We start from the raw sequence: 20,251 nt of genomic DNA on the forward strand, positions 1-20,251 counted from the left end.
CAATATGCGAGCCTTAAAACAGGCAACTAAGTAATTAAACCATCAACCTTCGATTATTAAAAACCGGGCGTGTCGGCTATTTTCCAACAAAAAATGGCAGAAACTACAATTAGTTTAGCTTCTGCCATTATTAACTAAATACGCAAATAATTACGCGGCTTCACGCTCCAAGCGCATGCGATGGCCTTCTTCTTGAGAAACACCATAATATGCAGCAATAGCAATATCCTTCATATCCTCAATTTGCGGAATACGAGGATTTGCAGGAGCGCACTGATCTTCGTAAGCACGCATGCCAATATTGTCAAGTATCGACCAGTAGTACTCTTCGTCTACGCCACAAGCCTTAAACGAAGCGTCCATTCCAAGCTTTTCATTTCGATACTCTTCAACAGCGCGAGCAAGATTTTCCACGCCTTCTTCAGGAGTCTTACCAGGATCTACACCAAGATTCTTAGCTATCTCCTGATACCTTTCAAGCGCAATATAATGATTGTACTTTGGCCAGCTAGTTGGCTCTTGCGGAATCTGACCGTTGTAGCGAATAACATAAGGCAGCAAAATTGCGTTCGTATGTCCGTGTACAACATGGCACAAAGCACCAATAGTATGAGCCATAGCGTGGCACATACCTAGGAATGCAGAACCAAATGCCATTCCAGCCATAGTAGCTGCATTGTGCATTTTTTCTTTCGCTTCAATCTTGCGCTGAGAATCTTCGCAATTCACAGAATCGTTGAGATTTTCCCAAATAAGCTTCGAAGCGTGCAACGCCATAGCATCCGTGAAATCATTCGCGTAAACAGACACATAAGCTTCCATAGCGTGAGTTAATGCATCAAAACCAGAATCACACGCCAAACGACGAGGCTGCGTACGAGCTAACACAGGGTCTACGATTGCAACCGTTGGAGTCAAAGCGTAATCCGTAATAGGATACTTGTATCCGGTCTTGTGATCTGTAATAACAGCGTAAGGTGTAACTTCAGATCCAGTTCCGGAAGAAGTTGGTATGCAAACAAGCTTAGCTTTGCCACCAAGAGGCGGAATCTTAAACGCGCGCTTTCGAATATCGAAGAACTTTTCGCGCAAATCAGCGAAAGAAATCTCCGGATGCTCGTACATAAGCCACATAATCTTAGAAGCATCCATTGGAGAACCGCCGCCAACAGCAATAATTGTGTCTGGCTGGAATTCGTCACGCATCATTGCGGCTCCGCGCTCAACCGTTTCAACGCTTGGCTCAGGCTCAACGTAATCAATAATGCGGAAAGTAACGCGATTATCTCGAGCACGAAGCTGGTCAATAATCTTATCTACTACGCCAAGCTGCTCCATAACTTTATCGCACACAATAACTGCGCGCTCAACGCCGTACATATCCCTCAAATAACGAATAGCATTCGGCTCAAAATAAGTTTTAGCCGGAATCTTGAACCATTGCATATTATTATTCCTTCGTGCAATACGCTTAATATTAAGAAGATTTATAGCTTGTACGTTGCCGGAAACGGAATTTCCGCCATAAGATCCGCATCCAAGAGTAAGCGAAGGAGCAATCGCGTTGTAAATATCTCCAACGCCACCAAGAGATCCAGGAGAATTCCAAACAATTCTGCAAGCATGCATACGAACGCCATATTCGCGCACAAGATCTTGATTATTTGTATGAATTACAGCAGTGTGACCAGCTCCATGCACAAGCATCTGCTCGCACATCTTGAAGCCTTGTTCCTTATTTTCTGCGCGAAGCATTGCGTGAACAGGAGCAAGCTTTTCCATAGTAAGCGGCTCCATCTCACCAACTTCTTTGCACTCTGCAACCAAAATCACAGCATCTTCTGGAATTTCAAATCCAGCTTCGTGAGCAATGTATTGAGGAGATTTTCCTGGAACAGTGGAGTTAAGTTTTGGAGTATTTCCAGAATACGCAGTGCAGCCAAACATATATTGTTCGAGCTTAGCTTTTTCGTCAGCATTAACAAAATACGCTTTTCTGCGCTTTAATTCGCGAAGTAACGGCTCATATACGTCCTTATTCGCAATAATTGCCTGCTCGGTTGCGCAAATCATTCCGTAATCGAAGTGCTTTGAAAGAATTAAATCGTTTGCAGCACGCGAAATATCAACATCGCTGTCAACATACGCAGGAGCATTTCCAGCGCCAACGCCAAGAGCTGGCTTTCCAGAAGAATACGCAGCCTTTACCATTCCAGGACCGCCTGTTGCAAGAATGGTTGCAATCTTCGGATGCTTCATTAAAGCGCCGGTTGCAGCAATAGAAGGATGCTCAATCCACTGAATGCAATCTTTTGGCGCTCCAGCCGCAACAGCAGCATCGCGAACAATTCGAGCTGCTTCAGAAGAGCACTTTTGTGCGAAAGGATGGAATCCAAAAATAATTGGGCATCGAGTTTTTAGCGCAATAAGCGACTTAAAAATTGCTGTTGAAGTTGGGTTTGTAACTGGAGTTACGCCTGCAACAATACCAACCGGCTCAGCGATTTCGTCAATTCCAAGTACATCGTCTTCGCGAATAATGCCAACTGTTTTCTGCCCAGCCAAGTAATGCGTAATATGTTCGCATGCAAAAATGTTTTTCGTTGCTTTATCTTCAACAAGACCGCGCCCAGTTTCGTCAACAGCCATTTTTGCAAGAACCAAATGCTTATTTAGTGCTGCAACAGATGCTTTAGCTACAATATGATCAATTTGTTGCTGATTAAGCTTTTCAAATTCATCTAAAGCATGCGATGCTTTTTCAACAAGTTGATCAACCTCTTGCTGTGCTGCTAATTCAACATCATCGACGGTTTTAGACTCTGTTTCGGCCTTATTCTGTGCCTCAACCATGAGTAGTCCTCCTTGATCTTTACCAACGGCATTAATAACGACATTAATAACGACGTTAATAGCAAATATTTTTTGCCCGTTGTTACTCACAGTAAGTAAATATGTGATACAAGTCACAATTTAGCCGTTTTACTGTACTTTTGCATCTTTGCAGCGAGTTGCGCTATTTATGATTGAGCACGGTAGAGTTATGTTCGTTTTTTGAGTACTTTTGCTTACTTTTACGTTCGTTTTATTTTGCTACATAGATTTTGATATTTAGTTTTGATATACAAAAATGGCTCCAAGCAAAAGCCTGAAGCCATTTTGTAAAATATATATTCTGCGAAACTTAACGCTTCGAGAACTGAGGTGCACGACGTGCCTTGTGCAAACCAGCCTTCTTGCGTTCCACAACGCGAGCGTCGCGGGTCAAGAAGCCAGCCTTCTTCAAAGCAATACGGTTTGCATCGCGATCGATGGAATTCAATGCACGAGCAACACCCAAGCGAATAGCGCCAGCCTGGCCGGTGGTGCCGCCGCCGTCAACGAGGACTACGACGTCGAACTTACCTTCAAGCTTGAGCAACACGATTGGTGAATTCACTTCGCGCTGCAATAAGCGAGATGGGAAGTACTCTTCCAAAGTGCGACCATTGATGGTCCACTTACCAGAGCCTGGAACCAAACGTACACGAGCTACAGCTTCCTTACGACGACCAGTGCCGTAGCCTGGCTCGATTGCGGAAGTGCCGGTGCCTGCACCAGCGTTAGTTTCAGTAGTGTAGCTAGTCAGTTCTTCTTCGTTTTCAAGAACCGCGGAGTTGTTATTTTCTGCCATATCTATTCTCCTTGATCTCACTTAGCCTGCTGAGAGACCTGAGCGATCTCGAAGACCTGTGGCTTCTGCGAAGTGTGCGGATGCTCAGCGCCAGTGAACACACGAAGGCGGTCAAGCTGCACCTTAGCAAGACGATTCTTTGGAAGCATGCCCTTGACAGCAGCCATGATAATACGCTTTGGATCCTTCTCCAAAAGCTCTGCATAGCTATCACGACGAAGGCCGCCTGGACGACCAGAGTGGGAATACAGTTCCTTGCTCAACTTATTGCCGGTCAAAGCAATCTTTTCAGCGTTAATAATAATAACGTGATTGCCAGAATCAGCATGAGGAGCAAACGTTGGCTTATTCTTACCACGCAGCAAGATTGCTACCTGAGAGGCCAAACGACCAAGTACCACGTCAGTGGCATCGATGATGTACCAGTCATGAGTCAAATCTGCTGGTTTCGGTGTGAAAGTCTTCACAATCGTACCTTTTCTCTATTGTGTTTCGAGCGTTGCATTTTCTTGGTTTATAGAAAATACGTTACTCATAATCCGTGGGCTCCCTGAAAGTCCTCGATGGCGAGTGGGAAAAGCGCTTTGAAGGACCCCTTAGGGAAACACAACAATCTGCAAGTATATCGCCAAGTGACGACTACTTGCAAGTGTCTATTTTATATAAGGCTGAGACGAATACAAAACAAATTGTCAAACAAATTGCTAAACAAATTGCTAAACAAATTGTCAAACAAAATAAATCACAAAATGTTATGCATTCATAATCGCAGCAAGCGAGCGCACGCGCGGCAAATCAAACATAGTATCCAAGGACACCGGATTGCCGTCACCATCAGCTAACGGAATACGCCAATTCGGGTACTCATTATCAGTGCCAGGCTGATTTTGCGCACGATACTCACCAACTGCATCAACCAAAGAAGCAGCAAGCAAACGCGAAGGAGCAACCTTCAAAGCGCGGTACAATGCCTCAATAATCTCCTGAGTATGAGCATCCTCATCCTCAAGCAACTGAGCATCCAAATAACCGCCCTTTACCAGCATGCGCATCATGGCACGATGCTCTGCAACAGCTCCAGCGCGGAATTCTTCAACAGAACCAGTAAGCAAGTGCAAACGCTCGCGAATATTAACCTGCTCATAACGCAAATAACCAGCAGCAGGAGGTAAATCGTGAGTATTTACAGAAGCAAGCGTCATTTCGCGCCACTTATCTGGAGAACGGAATTCACCATCTTGCACTTCGAACCATTCAACCGTGCAACCAAGCACAGCCTTCTTGCGTAGCACTTCCAAAGCATTTGCAGGCAAAACACCCAAATCTTCACCAACAACTACACCGTGAGCACGAGCTGCTTCGATTGCCAAAATACCAAGCATAATGTCGGCATCGTAGTAAACGTAAGCACCGCCACTTGGAGCTGAACCTTCTGGAATCCACCACAAGCGGAAAAGTCCAAGAATGTGATCAATTCGCACAGCGCCAGCTGAAGCAAACATGCCATGAACCATATCTCGGTATGTTTTAAAACCAGTGCGCTCAAGCTCAAACGGATGCAGTGGAGGCTGAGACCAATCCTGGCCTTGCTGATTGAAGTAATCAGGAGGCGCGCCAACAGTAGCTCCGTTAGCAAATCGCTCTGGATTCCACCAAACTTCAGATCCTGCAGGATGCACGCCAACAGCCATATCAGACATAATGCCGATTTTCATACCAGCTTTACGTGCAGCAACTTGAGCATCATGCAATTGCGTAAAAGCAACCCATTCAAGCCAACGATAAAACTCAAGGGTATCCGGGAAACGATTAGCTAATTCGCGCACTTGGTCAGAATCCTTAGTAAGAGTCTTCTCCCAGCAATCGTCACCCTTTGGAGCACCCCACTTGTCGTAGCACAAGCACCATGTGGCGTAGGATTCAAGACGTTCGCCCATCTCCTGCTTAAACTCGTCAAAAACGCGAGCGCGATTTTCTGGCATGCCAGCCTTGAAAATCAGCCACAATGCGCGCATTTTTACACGCCACATAGAATCTCTATCAATGATTTGAGCATCGTTGTTAAGAGGCTCTACTTGGGCATGTAATTTTTCGACTTCTTTTCGAGTTTTATCGTTTAACGTTTCATACTCAGGAATACTTTCTGGGCGAATATACGTTACGTTTACCATTCCTCGAGCAACCGGTAAGTACGGAGATGGCGTAAGCGGAGTTACAGGCTCACCTGCATGCATTGGGTTGATTAGCACAAAGTCGGCGCCAGTTTTTTTCTTAGCTTCAGCAAGAAGAGTTGCTAAATCTGCAAAATCACCAACACCCCAAGACTTTGAAGAACGGATTGAATAAAGCTGAGCCATCCATCCCCAAAGCTGCTCGCCGTTTGCTTCAAGAGAATCAAGTGTAGTAATGCTTTCTGGAGCACTAATAAGTGTTGCTTCTTCTTGACGCTCCCCAACAGTTACTCGCAAAGTGTGGTAGCCCATTGGCAAATCTTCAGGAATTTTAATTAAAGATGTAGCTACAAACTTGCCATTTACAGGGTATGCAGTGGTGTTATCGTTAGGTACGATTTCTAATTCACCCTCATACTGTTCGCCATTTTCCAACGTAATAGCTGCCACTGGATACTCGAGAATTCCAGTATTCACAGTTACTTCATCGCACTTTCCAACCGTATGCAAAACTGTTGGAGCAACAATACGCCCATGACGGTAAGCCAAAACATCTTGCATAGATTTTTCTATTGCAGCATCGCTAGAAGCATCTACGCCTAATGCGGCTAAAACAGACACCAATACATTATCTTGAATTTCATGTTCTTTATTGTCGGAACCAACGTAACGCACACCCACGCCCATTAATTCTGCTAGGCGATGCAGTGGCGACGCTTCTGTCACTTCTTCTGTTGTATTATTCATGCTTCCCATTATTCGCGAGAGCAACGACCGCGCGCCGCCAAAGCCACATCTTCCGACTTGTCGTTGCACAAAGTTTGCAAAACATTTTGCGGAACTCCAGGATTTAGCGCAACTGCTCTACGCACCATAGTTGCCAACACGGTTGGCGCGTTTTCTTCTATACTTACTCCAAGAGATGCAAGATATTGCAAGGTTTTCGCACTTACGCCATCTACTTGCGCACCTTCTAAACGCATTTTCCAAGATGCTTTTGGATTGCACAATGCAGCATCGCGAACTTTAGGGCAAGAATCTTTTGTAAGTCTTCCAACTAACCAATTTTTAGCATCGTGATTTTCAGCAACAGCAAGACGAACATCATCTGCGCAATCTTCTGAAAGTTTCACTAATATATTCGGGAATGGCATTGAAGTAGCTAAGTAGATTCTGTCTTCTTCTGGAGTATTTGCGTTTCCAGCAACAGCTTCCAATAAAGAAGTGGCTCTAGAAAACGCGGCTTGATCAGACCTATCTGGCAACTTGCGTCTAGCAAATTCGTGAAGTTCTGCAGGATCCTCACTATGGCGCAAATGCTCATATACTGCGGTTAAAGGCTCATATTCTGCATCATTATTTTGCTGCTCTTGATTATTCGTACTCATAAAATCACCTTTAACGCTTTATGTCGGTTAGCTTATTACTTAGAGTACCATCTGCTTTCGGCACAACACTTCAGGAACAACACTTCCAGAAAAAGCATTTTTAACTAGCAAAAGAAATTCTTCCGATTTATAAGTTGGTACGGAAATATTTAGAGTAATATCAGCTCCATAATTTTCGCTGTCAATTACGCCTTCTACTTGATTGACTATATGCTGCAACATGCGCAATTGCTGATATTTAAGATTGCAAGCGAAGCTAATACAAGAAACAATATCTACGATTTTTGCTGCAGCAACCGCCATACTTGCAGACTTAGCATAAGCGCGCGTTAATCCACCTGAACCAAGTAAAATTCCACCAAAGTAGCGCGTTACTGTTACTACGCAATCGGTTAAATTTGCTGATCGTAAAACATCAAGTATTGGTTTTCCAGCTGTTCCAGCAGGCTCACCGTCATCGCTCATTCGCTCGCATAATTGCGCTCCATACATTCCGCATATAGCAGCATATGCAACGTGACGCGCCTTAGGATTCGCAACTTTAACCGACTGCACAAAATCCACAGCTTCATCAAGAGTTGTTACATGACAAATATTGCCAATAAATTCTGACTTTTTCTCAACAAACGCATCATGCGCCGGATTAGAAGAATTTTCTTGCACTGTGTGCAAAACAGAGTGCGAATCAGTATGCGAATCTGGCACTATATACTAGGCCTTTTCGTAGCGAAGCAAACGATCAATAATCTCAGTAACATCTTCCATTGCTTGTTTTGCGCCTTCAGCCGTGCCTGTTTCAACAGCATGCTGTATATCACTATTAACATGCTCACGCGCAGTCAACACAGCTAAAGAATGCAACGCAGCTGTTGCAGCAGAAAGTTGCATAAGAACATCTTTGCATTCAGCATCTTTCTCAATCATAGTATTGATAGCGCTAAGCTGACCCTGCACTCTGTGCAAGCGTACTAACAGTTTATTTTTATCAATATCATAATCTTTCATTGCTGCTCCCTCTTCAATAAAAGCACAGTAACCTAGATGTCATAACGTCATACTCAACATAGTACAAGTTGACATACTACTCATATTATGCGCAAATTGTAAAGCAATTACAACAAAAAATTGACGCGCTAATCATATTTTTTGAAAAATTCATAAGATTAACGCGCCAAATTCCGCATATTCCTAGTAATAAGCACTACACCAATCTACGTTTCAATTGACGAGCACAACCGTGACGCGCGTTGTCGAATTTGCGTCCGTGTCTAGGAATTACAGCAACAAATCGTCCTAGGAACATTCCGCTAGCGAATGTTAGCGTTGTTAGCGCAAGAAGCATTACAGTCGCATCAGACACGCCAGTAACAGCCAGTGAAGATGGGTTCGTATTTGTTATTTCATCACTATCATCTTTATCTAATCTGTTATCCGACAATTCATCCAAATTGTTTGGAGTAGACTGTGTATTGCTTTTGCCACTCTTAGCGTTATTCCCATTATTGCCATCCGCAAAACCAAAATTCTTTAAATCAATTGGATAATTTGAATTTGCATCGGACTTACCATCTGCACCGCCTTTACCACTTTTGTCGTTTTCGCCATTTACACCTTGATTCTCAAAATCAGCTTGATCATCCTGATTCTGATCTCCATAAGAGCGCGCAGAATTATCCATTACCTGCACAGTTTCACCCTCTACACCCAAAACATGAGTAGCTAAAGGATGACCTTGAGCATCGAAAACTTCCGCCTTCCAATAAACAATTCCGTCGTGATTCAAAGTAATATCCGCAGATTTAACGGTAATTGGAGATTTCTTGCTATCTTCAGATTGCTTATCCGTAATATTTACGCGCGATTCAGGCATAATCTCATCGCTTTGTGCAGATGTTACAGAGTTGGCAGATGGTGAATCATGAGGCGCATCAGTTGCTTTTGCCTTTGCTTTTGCCTTTGACTTTCCTTTTCCTTCTGCATCAGACTTTAGCGAAGAAGACTTGGCTTTATCGTTAGCATTATCGTCACCATACGCATATGCGCTAAATACTACGTAGCTTCCCTTTGGAACGTCACCGGTAATACGAGCATTGTCATGGAACTTTTCTCCAACCTGCACTTTATCGTCACTAACTCTAGTTGTTACAGATACAGGATGAATCAAAGCAGTTGGTTCCACATACGTGCGGCTCCACAAATTGTCGTACGCCGATTTATAAGCTACAGCGCGCGAAGATCCAGGAAAATCGTACACAAACACATACCAGCCTGAAGCACTATTCTTATCGGCACGAATATGCACGTTATTTTCCAAAACTTTCGGCTCAGCAGTAGACCTATCAGTTCCAGCAATAGGTCTAAGCGTAATATTTCCGTTGCCAATCTTGTAGACGCCATTAACTGCAGGAACATCCCACTTAGCAATCAAATGATGATGACTATCTTCTTTTGGCTCTTGCGCGGACGGCTCGCCTTTAGATCCAGGCATATAGTTTTCGTTATCTTTTTTAGTAGGATTTTCTGTGCCAGCACCAGCCCACCAAACGCGAATATGCGCTTTTTTATCTTCGTTAAAGCCGTAACTGTTATTCCCCTTAAAAGATCCATAAGTTTCAGGAAGACCTCTTACAGTAATTTCATTAACAATTTCCGTATTAAGCCCAACAGTTTGCTGCTTAGCAACAATGTCTGAACTTACAGTTGCTTGATGAACAGCCGTAGTGTCAGTAGAACCAAATAGCTGCACAACATCATCTTTCAAAAACTCTCGGTCAGATTTATTCTGAGCATCGCGAGAAATAATCCAAACCCATGTGCCAAACGATCCTGCTTCTAAATCATTTACTTTATAAGCTTCTGCTTTATCAAGATCAGAGGCTGTAATATCGCCATTAGCACGTTTTGCTACTGCAGTTATAGTTTCGCCAGAATTAGAGAAATTAGCTTTTGCCGCAGCAACTTGACGCAAATTAGGCATAGAACGCATGCGATTCAAGTACTCTTTAGCAGATTCACCACTATTTCGCTGTTGAATATGCAAAATATCTTCAGCAGAACCTACAAAATAGTAGCCTTGCGCGCGAAGACGAACATTTTCTGGCCAAGAATCATTTCCTGCAACACCGCTAGTTACAGTACTATCTACCTGCTCTCCCGCACGCAGCTCATGCTTTGATATTTTCGACTTAAGCAACGGCTGGAAAGTTTTTTCTACACTAAACTGAAAATCTTGTGGATACCATGTATTTTCAAAAGATCTAATCACATCTTGACCATTTGGAGAGAATAAACGTTCAGCTTTTGGAGCGTTAAAAGAAACCTCAACTCGAGCATTTCCAGCATCAAGCGCGTTCCAAGTAATATCTAAACCTTCTTTTTTAGATTTTCCTTCAAAAGATTCAGACCCGTTAGCAAATTTAATAAGATTATTTGAGGCTTTTACTTTAATAGGAACTCCACCTAAAGAATCTCCATTAGAATTTTGCAGACTAATATGCATTACACCAACGCGCTTGCCCTTAGTGTAATCATTTTTTATCACAGCATTAACCGGAGTTTCTTTAACACCCTGCTGCCACAACTCATCTGCCTTATTTTTCAAAGTTTCTGTTTCAACGTCTACAAATCCGTTTTCAACAGCCTCCTTCCATCTATCTTGATTAATATCAAAATGATTATGAATCATAAACGCCAAAGCAGCCTGAGTTAAATCATCGCCATGGTTGACGTGCGTTTTAATAATATTTGCAGCAATACGATAATCTTTATCATTCATCTGCTTAATATCGCCTTGGTAATCTACAAACACGGAAGATTCCATACAAAAAATAGAATTCTCTCTGCCTCCCCACTTATCCCTAACAGGACCGAGCCTTAGCCTTGCAAGCCTTTCACTTAGCCATTCAACAGTATTCGACTTTTTGTAATAATAACCCGTTAATTTATCGACAGATCCCATAGCAATTTGCGAACAAAGCACCGAAGGAACTAGTACTGCGGAAGTAAACAATGCCAACATTTTGCGAATATTTTTTTGTTTCATGAGGTTTCGCAATTTATTTGCACAACTAAAACTAGTATGCTTCCCCAAATATGTTTCCATAAAAATCTCCTTTAACCCAACCCTTAGCAAATAGCGAATTATGAGAATAATTTTCTATTTGCATTGAGCGCTAGAGTAAGCGCTCATGACATCAACTATGACTTTAGAAAAGATTTGCGTAAATATTTTTTTAGTATTGTGGTTAAAAGGTCAGATTTGAATAAAAGTTATGCACAAATCCACAATTTTGCCTAAATCTCTTGCCTAAATTGCTTGCCTAAATTTCTTGCCTAAATTTTTGCCGCTTACCCGCCTCTTACCCGCAGCTTACCCAATTTTTTCTCGTGGAGATTTTTAAAAAACAAAAAACTCCGAACCGCAAAAAGCAGTCCGGAGTAATCCGCGGAGTCAGAGAGATTCGAACTCTCGAGCCGCTTACGCGACTAACACCTTAGCAGGGTGCCCCTATCGGCCACTCAGGCATGACTCCAATTATTTGTTGCGTACAATTAGCAACAGATTGACACTATAGCACCTCTTACGGACTGTAAACAAGCCCGACGACACACTTAAAAATCAATCAAAGCACTAAACAGGATTATGGTCGCCAGAGAACGTAACTACCACAGCACACATAACCAAAGCTATACCAGCAACATCGCTTAGAGTTGGAATCTCGCCAAATCCCATTCCAATAACCACAGCAATTGCAGGATACAGTGCTTGCATAACAGAATATTTTGCAGAGCTAACGCGCTTAAGTAAAACCTGATCCAGCAAAGTCGGGAAGAACGAAGCACAAACTGCAATCACAAGCATCAACGCAAGCAAAGCAACGGATCCTCCAGGCCTGGAAGCCCACGTAGCTTCTGCTTTAGGCCAAATAACATTCTTAACTGCAGGAACAGCAAGAACTGTAGATTGCAAAAGCCAGCCAATAAGAGCAGCAACGCTTACGCGGTCAATAGCATGCGAAGCTTTTGCAATTTTTCGTCCGGAAACAATATACAATCCCCACATTAAGCCGCCAACAAGAATAGCGCATAAACCGATTAGAAAATGCGGACTTACTGCACTATGTATGGAAGCGCTTGCGAGTAAAGCAATTCCGCAAACAGCAATTACCATACCCACTCTTTCACGCCATTCATGACCAGTAATAACAGCAACAAGCAACGGGCCAATAAATTCTATAGTTACAGCCACACCCACCGGCATGCAGCTAATTGCCACATAAAACATGGTATTCATAGCAACTAAAGAAATTCCAACCGCAATAACAATAGCCCATTCACGCAAAGTTTTTGGCAACAAGCTACGTTTTGCGCGCGAAAATGGTCTTCGCCAAGCCAGTAGCATCAAAGTCATAAAACCAACGCGATACCACACAGCATAAAGTGGGTCTAACTGACTAAACGCAACTTTTGCAACAGACGTAGCCGTATACACCATTGCAGCTTCAATAACTATGATTAACAACACTGGCATGCGGTGTAATACATTTACGACAAATTGCTTCATAGCAACAACCCTACATGAATATATAGGCGACATTCGCTTTTTTGCAAAAAACATTACTCTTTTCTATAAAATCGAACGTTTGTTCTATTATAAATTTATGAGTACAGCACCGAGAGTTCAGGCAGCAAAACGAGATTGGGGTCACGATACCTCCGGCTGTAACATACTTCATGTTGATATGGATGCGTTTTATGCTTCTTTAGAAGTTGCAAGACACCCGGATCTTAAAGGAAAGCCTCTTATTATTGGCACAGGAAATCGTGCTGTTGTTTCTGCAGCAAGCTACGAAGCTCGCGCTTATGGCGTTAATTCCGCAATTCCTGTTGTTAAGGCTAGAACTCTTTGCCCGCAGGGAGTTTTCTTGCCAGTTGACATACCCTACTATTCAAGCGTTTCTAAAAGTATTTTTGAAGAAATTTTTTTGCGTGTGACTAATCAAGTCGAAAAAGTTTCTGTTGACGAATGCTACATGAACGTTAAATCGGCTTTATTACAGTGGAAGTCGCCTGTAAACATTGGGGCTTGGATACGAAAAGAAGTATTTGAAAAATATCATATTACGTGCTCTGTTGGCATTGCCAGCAATAAACTTATTGCAAAAATGGCTTCAACTAACGCAAAACCTAATGGAATGCTTCTTATTCCGCAAAAATGTAATGAAGATTTTGTGTCAATAATGCCTTTGCGCGCAATACCAGGAATCGGTCCTTCTTTAATACATAAACTTGAAGACTGGGGATTATCTACTGTTACATCACTTAAAAATGTTGATGAAAAAACTCTTGCTCGCATAACAGGCTCGCAAAGCATGGCAAGAATGATATATCAGTCTGTTAGGGGCATAGACGAGCGCACTGTAATACCTAGAGCGCCAGAAAAATCTATTGGAACTGAGCGAACTTTAGATTCAGACACAACTAGTGAGCAAACTGTTCAACAATTACTGCAACAATGCTGCAGCGAAGTAACTCAGCATTTGCGAAACCGTAAGCTTATGGCGCGAACTATAACGCTAAAACTGCGATTTAGCGACTTGCATTATGTTACTAGATCTTCTACTTTGCAAAATGCCACTGATTCAACGCACGAGTTTTACAAGCACGCTATTGACTTGCTTTCTAAAGCTAATCCAACTGTTCATAATTACATTCTTGGCGGCAACAACACAAAGCTTTTAAGCCCAGTTCGCTTAGCTGGTATTACAGCGAATAATCTTGTGCCAGCAAATAAAGTTTCGCTGCAGCCTTCATTAAACGATATTCTGGAAGAAAATACGCGCGAATCTAAAAATCCTGCACAAAACAGCATTTCTGCAATGAATAAAAATACTAGATTGCGTCACGCGGAGCACGCTTTAGATGCTGTTCGCAAAAAATACGGCGACGATGCAGCTCACATTGGATTGTAAACTCGCGCCAACATTAAACAATAATTCGGCAAATAGCTAATTACCTGCTTTATCCGCACGCGGAGGCAGTGCCGCAACGCGCTCTTCATCCCATCCGGAAGCTCCAGCATCTGTAGCTCCGCCTAAATCGCCAAGCTTGTCGAAATAATCAACTGCAGCATCTCGATACCATTCCCAGCCTTCTGGCAAATCATCCTCGTAAAAAATAGCCTCTACTGGGCAAGCTGGCTCGCAAGCTCCGCAATCAACACACTCGTTCGGGTTAATATAAAGCGTGCGATCGCCCTCATAAATACAGTCCACAGGACATTCGTCTACACATGCTTTATCTTTTACATCTACGCAAGGCTCTGCAATTACATATGGCATAATGCCCTCCTTTCTGTTTTTATGCAACTTTTCTATTATAGAACATTTTTGAAAAGTCTATAACAAAAAGTCGGCATGCGAATCTAACCGTATGCCGACTTCTTGCTACTTAAATAATCTATTAATTTTGATTATTTTACTAAGATGCAGACTGTTAAGTTGCAAACTATTCAGATGCTGACTGAGGTGCAGCAGCTACCTCAGCTTCAGCTTCTGCGCGAGCCTGCTCTTCAGTTTCTCCTTCAGCTACCTTTTCTGCAGCTGCAGCATCTTGAGCAAACAAGGTTTCAACCGGCACGCCGAGCTTCTTGGCTTTACGCAACTGCCTTCCAAGCAGAGAGTTGCGGTAGGAGTAGCCGAAGTACACCGCAAAACCGATTGCCAGCCACACTGCAAAACGAATCCAAGTCAATACAGACAAGTTAAGCATGAGCCAGAATGTGGAAAGAGCTGCGAACATCGGAAGACACGGATTGCCCGGAACGCTGAACGAACGGTGCAAATCAGGCCTACGCATACGCATAATCGGAACACCTGCAGAAACAAGCAGGAATGCAGAAAGCGTACCAATATTAACCATGTCGGAAAGAATGCCAATATCGAGAGTGGAAGCAACAACTGCCACAACAATACCGGAAACAATCTGAAGCCTTGCAGGAATACCACGCTTACTCACCTTGGAGAAGCTACGTGGAAGCAAGCCATCGCGGCTAACAGCGAAGATAATTCGCGTAAGACCAAGCAAAAGCACCATAACAACGGTTGTTAAGCCAATAACAATACCGAGGGAAATAATCTTTGCAGCCCAAGTTGCACCCACGAGTTCGAAGCTTGTGGAAAGCGAAGGAGATGGCTGATTTGCCAAATCCTTGTAGGAAACCATACCGGTTGTTACAACTGCAACGAGGATGTAAAGAGTGGTAACAATAAGCAAACCAAGGCCAATGCCTCGTGGAATGTTCTTGTGAGGATCCTTGGTTTCTTCTGCCGTGGTTGCCACAACGTCAAAACCGATGAATGCGAAGAACACGAGTGCTGCACCGGAAAGAATGCCAGTAACGCCATAAACGGCTGGCTGCATGCCGGTTACCCACTGCCACAAAGGCTGGCTCATAACACCAGAAACTTCTATTCCCTTTACACTTGCAACGTCAGTTGCAGGTGGAACGAATGGCGTAAAGTTAGAAGCCTTAATGTAGAAGAAGCCCACAACTACCACGAACAGAACAATACCAATCTTCAAGATTGTTAAAGCGCCGTCGAAACGTGCAGAAAGCTTAGTTCCAAGAACAAGCATAGTTGTAAAGAATGCAACGATTATAATTGGAGCTACGTCAATAGAGAAACCACCTAGCTTAAAGCTGGTGGTCATATTCAAGCCGAAAAGCTTCATTAAATCGTTAAGATACACACCCCAATACTTTGCAATTACTGAGCCTGCCATCAGCATTTCCAGGATCATATCCCAGCCAATAATCCAAGCAACAAGCTCGCCTACTGTAGTGTATGTGAATGTATAAGCAGATCCAGCAACTGGGATCATAGAAGCAAATTCTGCGTAGCACATTGCAGCAGAACCGCACACAACACCTGCAATAATAAAGCTAATAATTACAGCAGGACCAGCGTGAAATGCTGCAGCCTGAGCACCGACAGAGAAAATACCGGCGCCAACGGCAACGGCAACACCCATAACTGCCAGATCCCACGCATTTAATGTACGTTTAAGATGGCGATCACCATCCATCGTCTCTGCGATAGTCTGTTCAACAGACTTTTTTCTCCATATTTGCATAATAAACGCACTTTCGTCGATGTATAGGTATAAAGGTATTAGACGCAATTAGCAACGCATCAACGAATTGCGCGAAACTGTTGCGACTTAATCTATATAAAATTCTGCCAAATCACAATAAATGGTATTAAACAAAACTTTTATACGGATAATGTAGGTAAATATTACACAAAACATTGCTTATACGGTAGTTTTACAGTGTGTTCCTTTATTATTTACGAAATTTTACGAAATAACTTTATATATTTCTGTGTAAGCACCTGTATAAGTGTAAAATTTTTAGTTTACAGAAAGACCTATAAGCACAGGTTCTGGTACAAGCGTCACGCCAAACTTATTACGCACACCTTCAATAACAGTTTTAGCTAAAGAAAGCACGTCGCTAGAAGAAGCATTATTGCGATTCGTCAACGCTAAAGTATGCAAAGAAGAAAGCCCTGCTGCAGAGACTTCTCCGTTTTCACTAAGCCTAAATCCTTTATGAAAACCGGCATGATCAATAAGCCAAGCTGCAGAAGTTTTTACACCTTTAGAGCCGTCCGGAAGAAGCGCATCAAAACGAGGAGCATCCTCAGGCAATAAATCAGCCTCAGCTTTTGTCATTACTGGATTCATAAAGAAACTTCCACAGCTATGTCGGTCGCTATAAGGATCATCCCCTTGCAAAAATTCGCCAGTAACATAATCCTCATTTTGCAATTTCAAAGCAAAATCAACGCCTTGAGCGCTTTTTGTGCCGCACATCCACTGATTTTTGTATCTCAAAGCATCTTCAAGCATGCCTTTAGAAGCTCTAACACGCAAAACCTCACGACGAATTGCCGAAGTTTTCATACGCTCGCCTACTTCAACTTTCAAAGCGCGAGCCAATTGCGAATGAGCAACAACGCCTGTATCACTATGCTTCAAACAAAAAGTAACAGAAAGCACAACGTAACGAGGAGTAGGAAAATACGAATCGCCTGGAACTCCTGCAGAAGCGTACATGCTTTGTTTAAGAGCAGAAGTACGATACCCAAAATGCAACTGATCTTTTGACAATTCAAGCGTTACTTTATTTTTACGATCCCAAACTTCTACAGAAGTAACGCTTTGAGAAACTTCCTGGCCATACGCGCCAATATTTTGAACCACACAAGCGCCAACAGTGCCAGGTATTCCAGAAAGACCTTCCACGCCCTCTAAACCGAGCTCAATAGCGTGAGTTACAAAATCATCCCAATTGCAGCCCGCCTCTGCATTCACATGTACAATATTCGCTCCAGTTTTGGCATCAACGCCATCTTCTGCTGGTGCTGCTTCATCGAGAACGTTAATAGTGCGACGAGCATCGCGCACAACCACACCATTAAAGTTAAGATCTGAAACCAGCATATTAGATCCGCCGCCGATTACACACAGCGGAAGATTAGCCTCATCTGCATCTTCAACAGCTTCAATAACAGCAACGCGCGTTTTTGGCTCTACGAAGCGAGTAATTTTGCCACCAACACCAATTGTTGTAAGATCTGCGAAAGTTGGATTTGCGGTAGACGTAGTAGATGATGCTTGCATAGTCATAGTTTTAATCTTAACAACACTAAATAACAAAAACCCCGCAAAAAGCGGGGTAATAAGTATAAAATCTGCGTAATCTAAATAGGTCTAAAAAAGACGCTATATTAACGCAGCAAGCTGAATATTTTCAGCGAGTCTCGCGATGAAGCGTGTGCTTGCCGCAGCGTGGGCAGAACTTGTTCAACTCAAGACGATCAGGCGTGTTACGACGATTCTTCGTCGTGATGTAGTTACGCTCCTTGCACTCCGTGCATGCCATTGTGATGCCCGGACGGATGTCGGCGCTCTTGCTTGCCATTTCGTTCACCTCTACAATTCATTGTTGGCCAGCCAGTCTCCTACTGGCCGTTGTAGCGAGGAAGAGACTCGAACTCTTGACCTTACGATTATGAGTCGTACGCTCTAGCCAGCTGAGCTACCCCGCCAGAGAGCCTCGAGTGAGAATCGGACTCACGACCTCTTCCTTACCAAGGAAGTGCTCTACCACTGAGCTATCGAGGCGTGGCGGGTAGTGGATTCGAACCACTGAAGCACGAAGCGGCTGATTTACAGTCAGCTCCCTTTGACCACTTGGGAAACCCGCCAGCAGTCTCCGTAAGAAGTGAACTTCAAACGGCAACTTTGTTATTTTGCCACGAGTGCGAGACTAATGCAAGTCTAAGACACGCCGAAAACAAAATTTTATGCTAAAAAGCTAGTTATTTAGCGAAAAACCATCTTTTTTTAAATCTTCGCAAACGGTTAGAACGCGATCATTCGCCTCGCGCTCACCAATGCTAATACGAATACCTTCGCCAGCAAAAGCACGAACAGATAAACCGACTGCCACAAAGCGCTCAGTTACACGCTCAGTATCCGCACCAAACGGCATCCAGAAGAAGTTTGCATAAGCATCCTCAATATTCCAGCCTTGATTGCGCAAAGCCAAAATAATGCGCTCACGCTCAGAAACAAGAGCTGCAACGCGCTCATTCATCTCCTTAACTGCTAAATCTTCCAAAGATGCCAAAGCTGCAACCTGTGCTATTTGAGAAACTCCAAACGGAACAGCAACCTTTCGCATGCCCTCTACAACCTCTGCAGGAGCAATACCGTAACCAATACGCAAACCAGCTAAGCCATACGCCTTCGAGAAGGTTTGTGCCACAACCACATTTGGATACTCGCGATACAACTTCATGCCATCTGCCGTGCCTTTTGCAGTATTGAACTGCACATAAGCTTCGTCAATAAGCACAAGAACGTCGCTTGGAACAGCGTCCAAAACTTTGCGCGCGTCAGCTTCACTAAGAGATGCAGAAGTTGGGTTATTAGGATTGTTCAAAATAACTAAGCGCGTACGCTCGTTAATTGCGTTAATAATTCCATCTACATCGTGAGAACCATCCGGAAGATTAGGAACTTGCACGCTTTTAGCTCCAGCGCCAGTCACAATAATCGGATACGCTTCAAAGCTTCGCCAAGGGTACACAACTTCATCACCAGGGCCTGCAACAAAGTCAACAAGCTGCGTAATAACTTCAGTAGAACCGCAACCAAGCACTACTTCGTCTGGTGTCACTCCAAAGCGCTTAGCGAGCTCTTCAACAACTTGCGTGCCGCGCATATTTGGGTAACGGTTGATTACATTAAGTGCGCGAGTTGAAATAGCTTCTTTTACGCTTTCCAAAGGCTCATAAGGGTTCTCATTGCTGGAAATCTTATACGCACGAATGCCGTCTAATTTAGGAGCTGGCTTTCCCTGCTTGTAGCTAGGAATCGTATCTACAATGTTACGGTGTTTGTATGTCATACTTCTCCATAATACTCCACGCACGACTTAACTGTGCAATAGCGTATTACATTTACGTGCAGCAATAAAAAAAAACGCTGGGAATGACATTTGCGTCATTTCCAGCGTAAGTTTTATTGTTTCAACCGGCTAAAGACTAGCCAAGAATAGCAAGCACGTCGCGAGAAGACACGATTAAGTAATCCTCGCCATCGTAATGCACTTCAGTGCCACCGTACTTGGAGTACAAAACCTTGTCTCCAACCTTAACGTCCATAGGAATACGCTCGCCCTTATCGTCACGACGACCAGGACCAACCGCAAGAACTTCGCCCTGCTGTGGCTTTTCCTTTGCATTATCTGGAATATACAATCCAGAAGCAGTCTGAGTTTCTGCCTGAGCCTGCTTTACAATAATCTTATCTTCCAACGGTGTGAGCTTAATCGACACTGTCGCCACCTCTTTCTTAAGAGAGATACTAACTTTGTACGCAAGCGTTTTACATACGAGGCTGACGATCACGTTTGCAATCGCACTTACGTTCTGTGTTTCATA

General features: G+C 43.3%; 16 protein-coding genes and 4 tRNA genes. 1 reads left to right on the plus strand and 19 read right to left on the minus strand.

Going from position 1 to position 20,251, the window contains the following annotated elements:
* Positions 1–150: 150 nt before the first annotated feature.
* The 10 genes from adhE to ACLD6A_RS04660 form a co-directional block, all read right to left on the minus strand.
* Entirely contained in the window at positions 151–2,853 is a 2,703-nt protein-coding gene (gene adhE, locus ACLD6A_RS04615) for a bifunctional acetaldehyde-CoA/alcohol dehydrogenase (protein WP_019260719.1), read from the minus strand.
* A gap of 331 nt (positions 2,854–3,184) precedes the next feature.
* The gene (gene rpsI / locus ACLD6A_RS04620; RefSeq protein WP_004129066.1) at positions 3,185–3,673 is read right to left on the minus strand and encodes a 30S ribosomal protein S9; all 489 of its coding nucleotides are present in this window, start codon (positions 3,671–3,673) and stop codon (positions 3,185–3,187) included.
* A 17-nt stretch (positions 3,674–3,690) separates the two neighbouring features.
* Positions 3,691–4,140, minus strand: coding sequence for a 50S ribosomal protein L13 (rplM, locus tag ACLD6A_RS04625; RefSeq protein ID WP_004134277.1), 450 nt, complete (start codon positions 4,138–4,140; stop codon positions 3,691–3,693).
* A 285-nt stretch (positions 4,141–4,425) separates the two neighbouring features.
* Positions 4,426–6,591, minus strand: coding sequence for a 4-alpha-glucanotransferase (malQ, locus tag ACLD6A_RS04630; protein WP_410313722.1), 2,166 nt, complete (start codon positions 6,589–6,591; stop codon positions 4,426–4,428).
* Between the two features lie 8 nt (positions 6,592–6,599).
* Positions 6,600–7,232, minus strand: a complete 633-nt coding sequence (locus ACLD6A_RS04635; RefSeq protein ID WP_019260715.1) for a hypothetical protein — start codon at positions 7,230–7,232, stop codon at positions 6,600–6,602.
* Between the two features lie 39 nt (positions 7,233–7,271).
* Complete coding sequence (locus ACLD6A_RS04640) at positions 7,272–7,937, minus strand: IMPACT family protein (RefSeq protein WP_410313723.1); 666 nt, start codon at positions 7,935–7,937, stop codon at positions 7,272–7,274.
* Positions 7,938–7,943: 6 nt separating this feature from the next.
* Positions 7,944–8,237 (minus strand): metal-sensitive transcriptional regulator, encoded by a 294-nt coding sequence (locus ACLD6A_RS04645; protein WP_019260714.1) that lies wholly within the window; start codon positions 8,235–8,237, stop codon positions 7,944–7,946.
* A gap of 196 nt (positions 8,238–8,433) precedes the next feature.
* Entirely contained in the window at positions 8,434–11,334 is a 2,901-nt protein-coding gene (locus tag ACLD6A_RS04650) for a peptidase (RefSeq protein WP_410313724.1), read from the minus strand.
* A 343-nt stretch (positions 11,335–11,677) separates the two neighbouring features.
* Positions 11,678–11,764: transfer RNA gene (locus tag ACLD6A_RS04655), tRNA-Ser, on the minus strand.
* 98 nt (positions 11,765–11,862) lie between these two features.
* A complete protein-coding gene (locus tag ACLD6A_RS04660; RefSeq protein WP_032837670.1) occupies positions 11,863–12,795 on the minus strand; it encodes an EamA family transporter in 933 nt (310 codons plus the stop codon).
* 97 nt (positions 12,796–12,892) lie between these two features.
* Here ACLD6A_RS04660 and dinB point away from each other — a divergent pair, with 97 nt between their 5' ends.
* Positions 12,893–14,203, plus strand: a complete 1,311-nt coding sequence (gene dinB, locus ACLD6A_RS04665; protein WP_032837668.1) for a DNA polymerase IV — start codon at positions 12,893–12,895, stop codon at positions 14,201–14,203.
* A 36-nt stretch (positions 14,204–14,239) separates the two neighbouring features.
* On the opposite strand, the gene fdxA is transcribed toward dinB, so the two are convergent.
* The 9 genes from fdxA to groES form a co-directional block, all read right to left on the minus strand.
* Entirely contained in the window at positions 14,240–14,572 is a 333-nt protein-coding gene (fdxA, locus tag ACLD6A_RS04670; protein ID WP_019260710.1) for a ferredoxin, read from the minus strand.
* A gap of 166 nt (positions 14,573–14,738) precedes the next feature.
* A complete protein-coding gene (locus tag ACLD6A_RS04675) occupies positions 14,739–16,367 on the minus strand; it encodes an APC family permease (RefSeq protein WP_410313725.1) in 1,629 nt (542 codons plus the stop codon).
* Positions 16,368–16,646: 279 nt separating this feature from the next.
* A complete protein-coding gene (locus ACLD6A_RS04680; RefSeq protein ID WP_004134256.1) occupies positions 16,647–17,927 on the minus strand; it encodes an FAD-binding protein in 1,281 nt (426 codons plus the stop codon).
* Positions 17,928–18,051: 124 nt separating this feature from the next.
* Positions 18,052–18,222, minus strand: a complete 171-nt coding sequence (gene rpmG, locus ACLD6A_RS04685) for a 50S ribosomal protein L33 (RefSeq protein ID WP_004105548.1) — start codon at positions 18,220–18,222, stop codon at positions 18,052–18,054.
* 53 nt (positions 18,223–18,275) lie between these two features.
* Positions 18,276–18,349 (minus strand) — tRNA-Met (locus ACLD6A_RS04690).
* Positions 18,350–18,353: 4 nt separating this feature from the next.
* A tRNA-Thr gene (locus ACLD6A_RS04695) sits at positions 18,354–18,425 on the minus strand.
* Between the two features lies 1 nt (position 18,426).
* A tRNA-Tyr gene (locus tag ACLD6A_RS04700) sits at positions 18,427–18,508 on the minus strand.
* 110 nt (positions 18,509–18,618) lie between these two features.
* Positions 18,619–19,716, minus strand: a complete 1,098-nt coding sequence (gene hisC, locus ACLD6A_RS04705; RefSeq protein WP_410313726.1) for a histidinol-phosphate transaminase — start codon at positions 19,714–19,716, stop codon at positions 18,619–18,621.
* Between the two features lie 136 nt (positions 19,717–19,852).
* The gene (gene groES / locus ACLD6A_RS04710; protein WP_004127748.1) at positions 19,853–20,146 is read right to left on the minus strand and encodes a co-chaperone GroES; all 294 of its coding nucleotides are present in this window, start codon (positions 20,144–20,146) and stop codon (positions 19,853–19,855) included.
* Positions 20,147–20,251: the final 105 nt, after the last annotated feature.

The organism is Gardnerella sp. Marseille-Q9691, assembly GCF_046507715.1.
GTDB lineage: Bacteria > Actinomycetota > Actinomycetes > Actinomycetales > Bifidobacteriaceae > Bifidobacterium > Bifidobacterium greenwoodii.

What these genes read in the sequence shown, in the direction of transcription:
- adhE (WP_019260719.1), bottom strand. Translation starts at nt 2,853, where the DNA reads ATGGTTGAGGCACAGAATAAGGCCGAAACAGAGTCTAAAACCGTCGAT.
- rpsI (WP_004129066.1), bottom strand. Translation starts at nt 3,673, where the DNA reads ATGGCAGAAAATAACAACTCCGCGGTTCTTGAAAACGAAGAAGAACTG.
- malQ (WP_410313722.1), bottom strand. Translation starts at nt 6,591, where the DNA reads ATGAATAATACAACAGAAGAAGTGACAGAAGCGTCGCCACTGCATCGC.
- ACLD6A_RS04635 (WP_019260715.1), bottom strand. Translation starts at nt 7,232, where the DNA reads ATGAGTACGAATAATCAAGAGCAGCAAAATAATGATGCAGAATATGAG.
- ACLD6A_RS04645 (WP_019260714.1), bottom strand. Translation starts at nt 8,237, where the DNA reads ATGAAAGATTATGATATTGATAAAAATAAACTGTTAGTACGCTTGCAC.
- ACLD6A_RS04650 (WP_410313724.1), bottom strand. Translation starts at nt 11,334, where the DNA reads ATGGAAACATATTTGGGGAAGCATACTAGTTTTAGTTGTGCAAATAAA.
- ACLD6A_RS04660 (WP_032837670.1), bottom strand. Translation starts at nt 12,795, where the DNA reads ATGAAGCAATTTGTCGTAAATGTATTACACCGCATGCCAGTGTTGTTA.
- dinB (WP_032837668.1), top strand. Translation starts at nt 12,893, where the DNA reads ATGAGTACAGCACCGAGAGTTCAGGCAGCAAAACGAGATTGGGGTCAC.
- fdxA (WP_019260710.1), bottom strand. Translation starts at nt 14,572, where the DNA reads ATGCCATATGTAATTGCAGAGCCTTGCGTAGATGTAAAAGATAAAGCA.
- ACLD6A_RS04675 (WP_410313725.1), bottom strand. Translation starts at nt 16,367, where the DNA reads ATGCAAATATGGAGAAAAAAGTCTGTTGAACAGACTATCGCAGAGACG.
- ACLD6A_RS04680 (WP_004134256.1), bottom strand. Translation starts at nt 17,927, where the DNA reads ATGACTATGCAAGCATCATCTACTACGTCTACCGCAAATCCAACTTTC.
- rpmG (WP_004105548.1), bottom strand. Translation starts at nt 18,222, where the DNA reads ATGGCAAGCAAGAGCGCCGACATCCGTCCGGGCATCACAATGGCATGC.
- hisC (WP_410313726.1), bottom strand. Translation starts at nt 19,716, where the DNA reads ATGACATACAAACACCGTAACATTGTAGATACGATTCCTAGCTACAAG.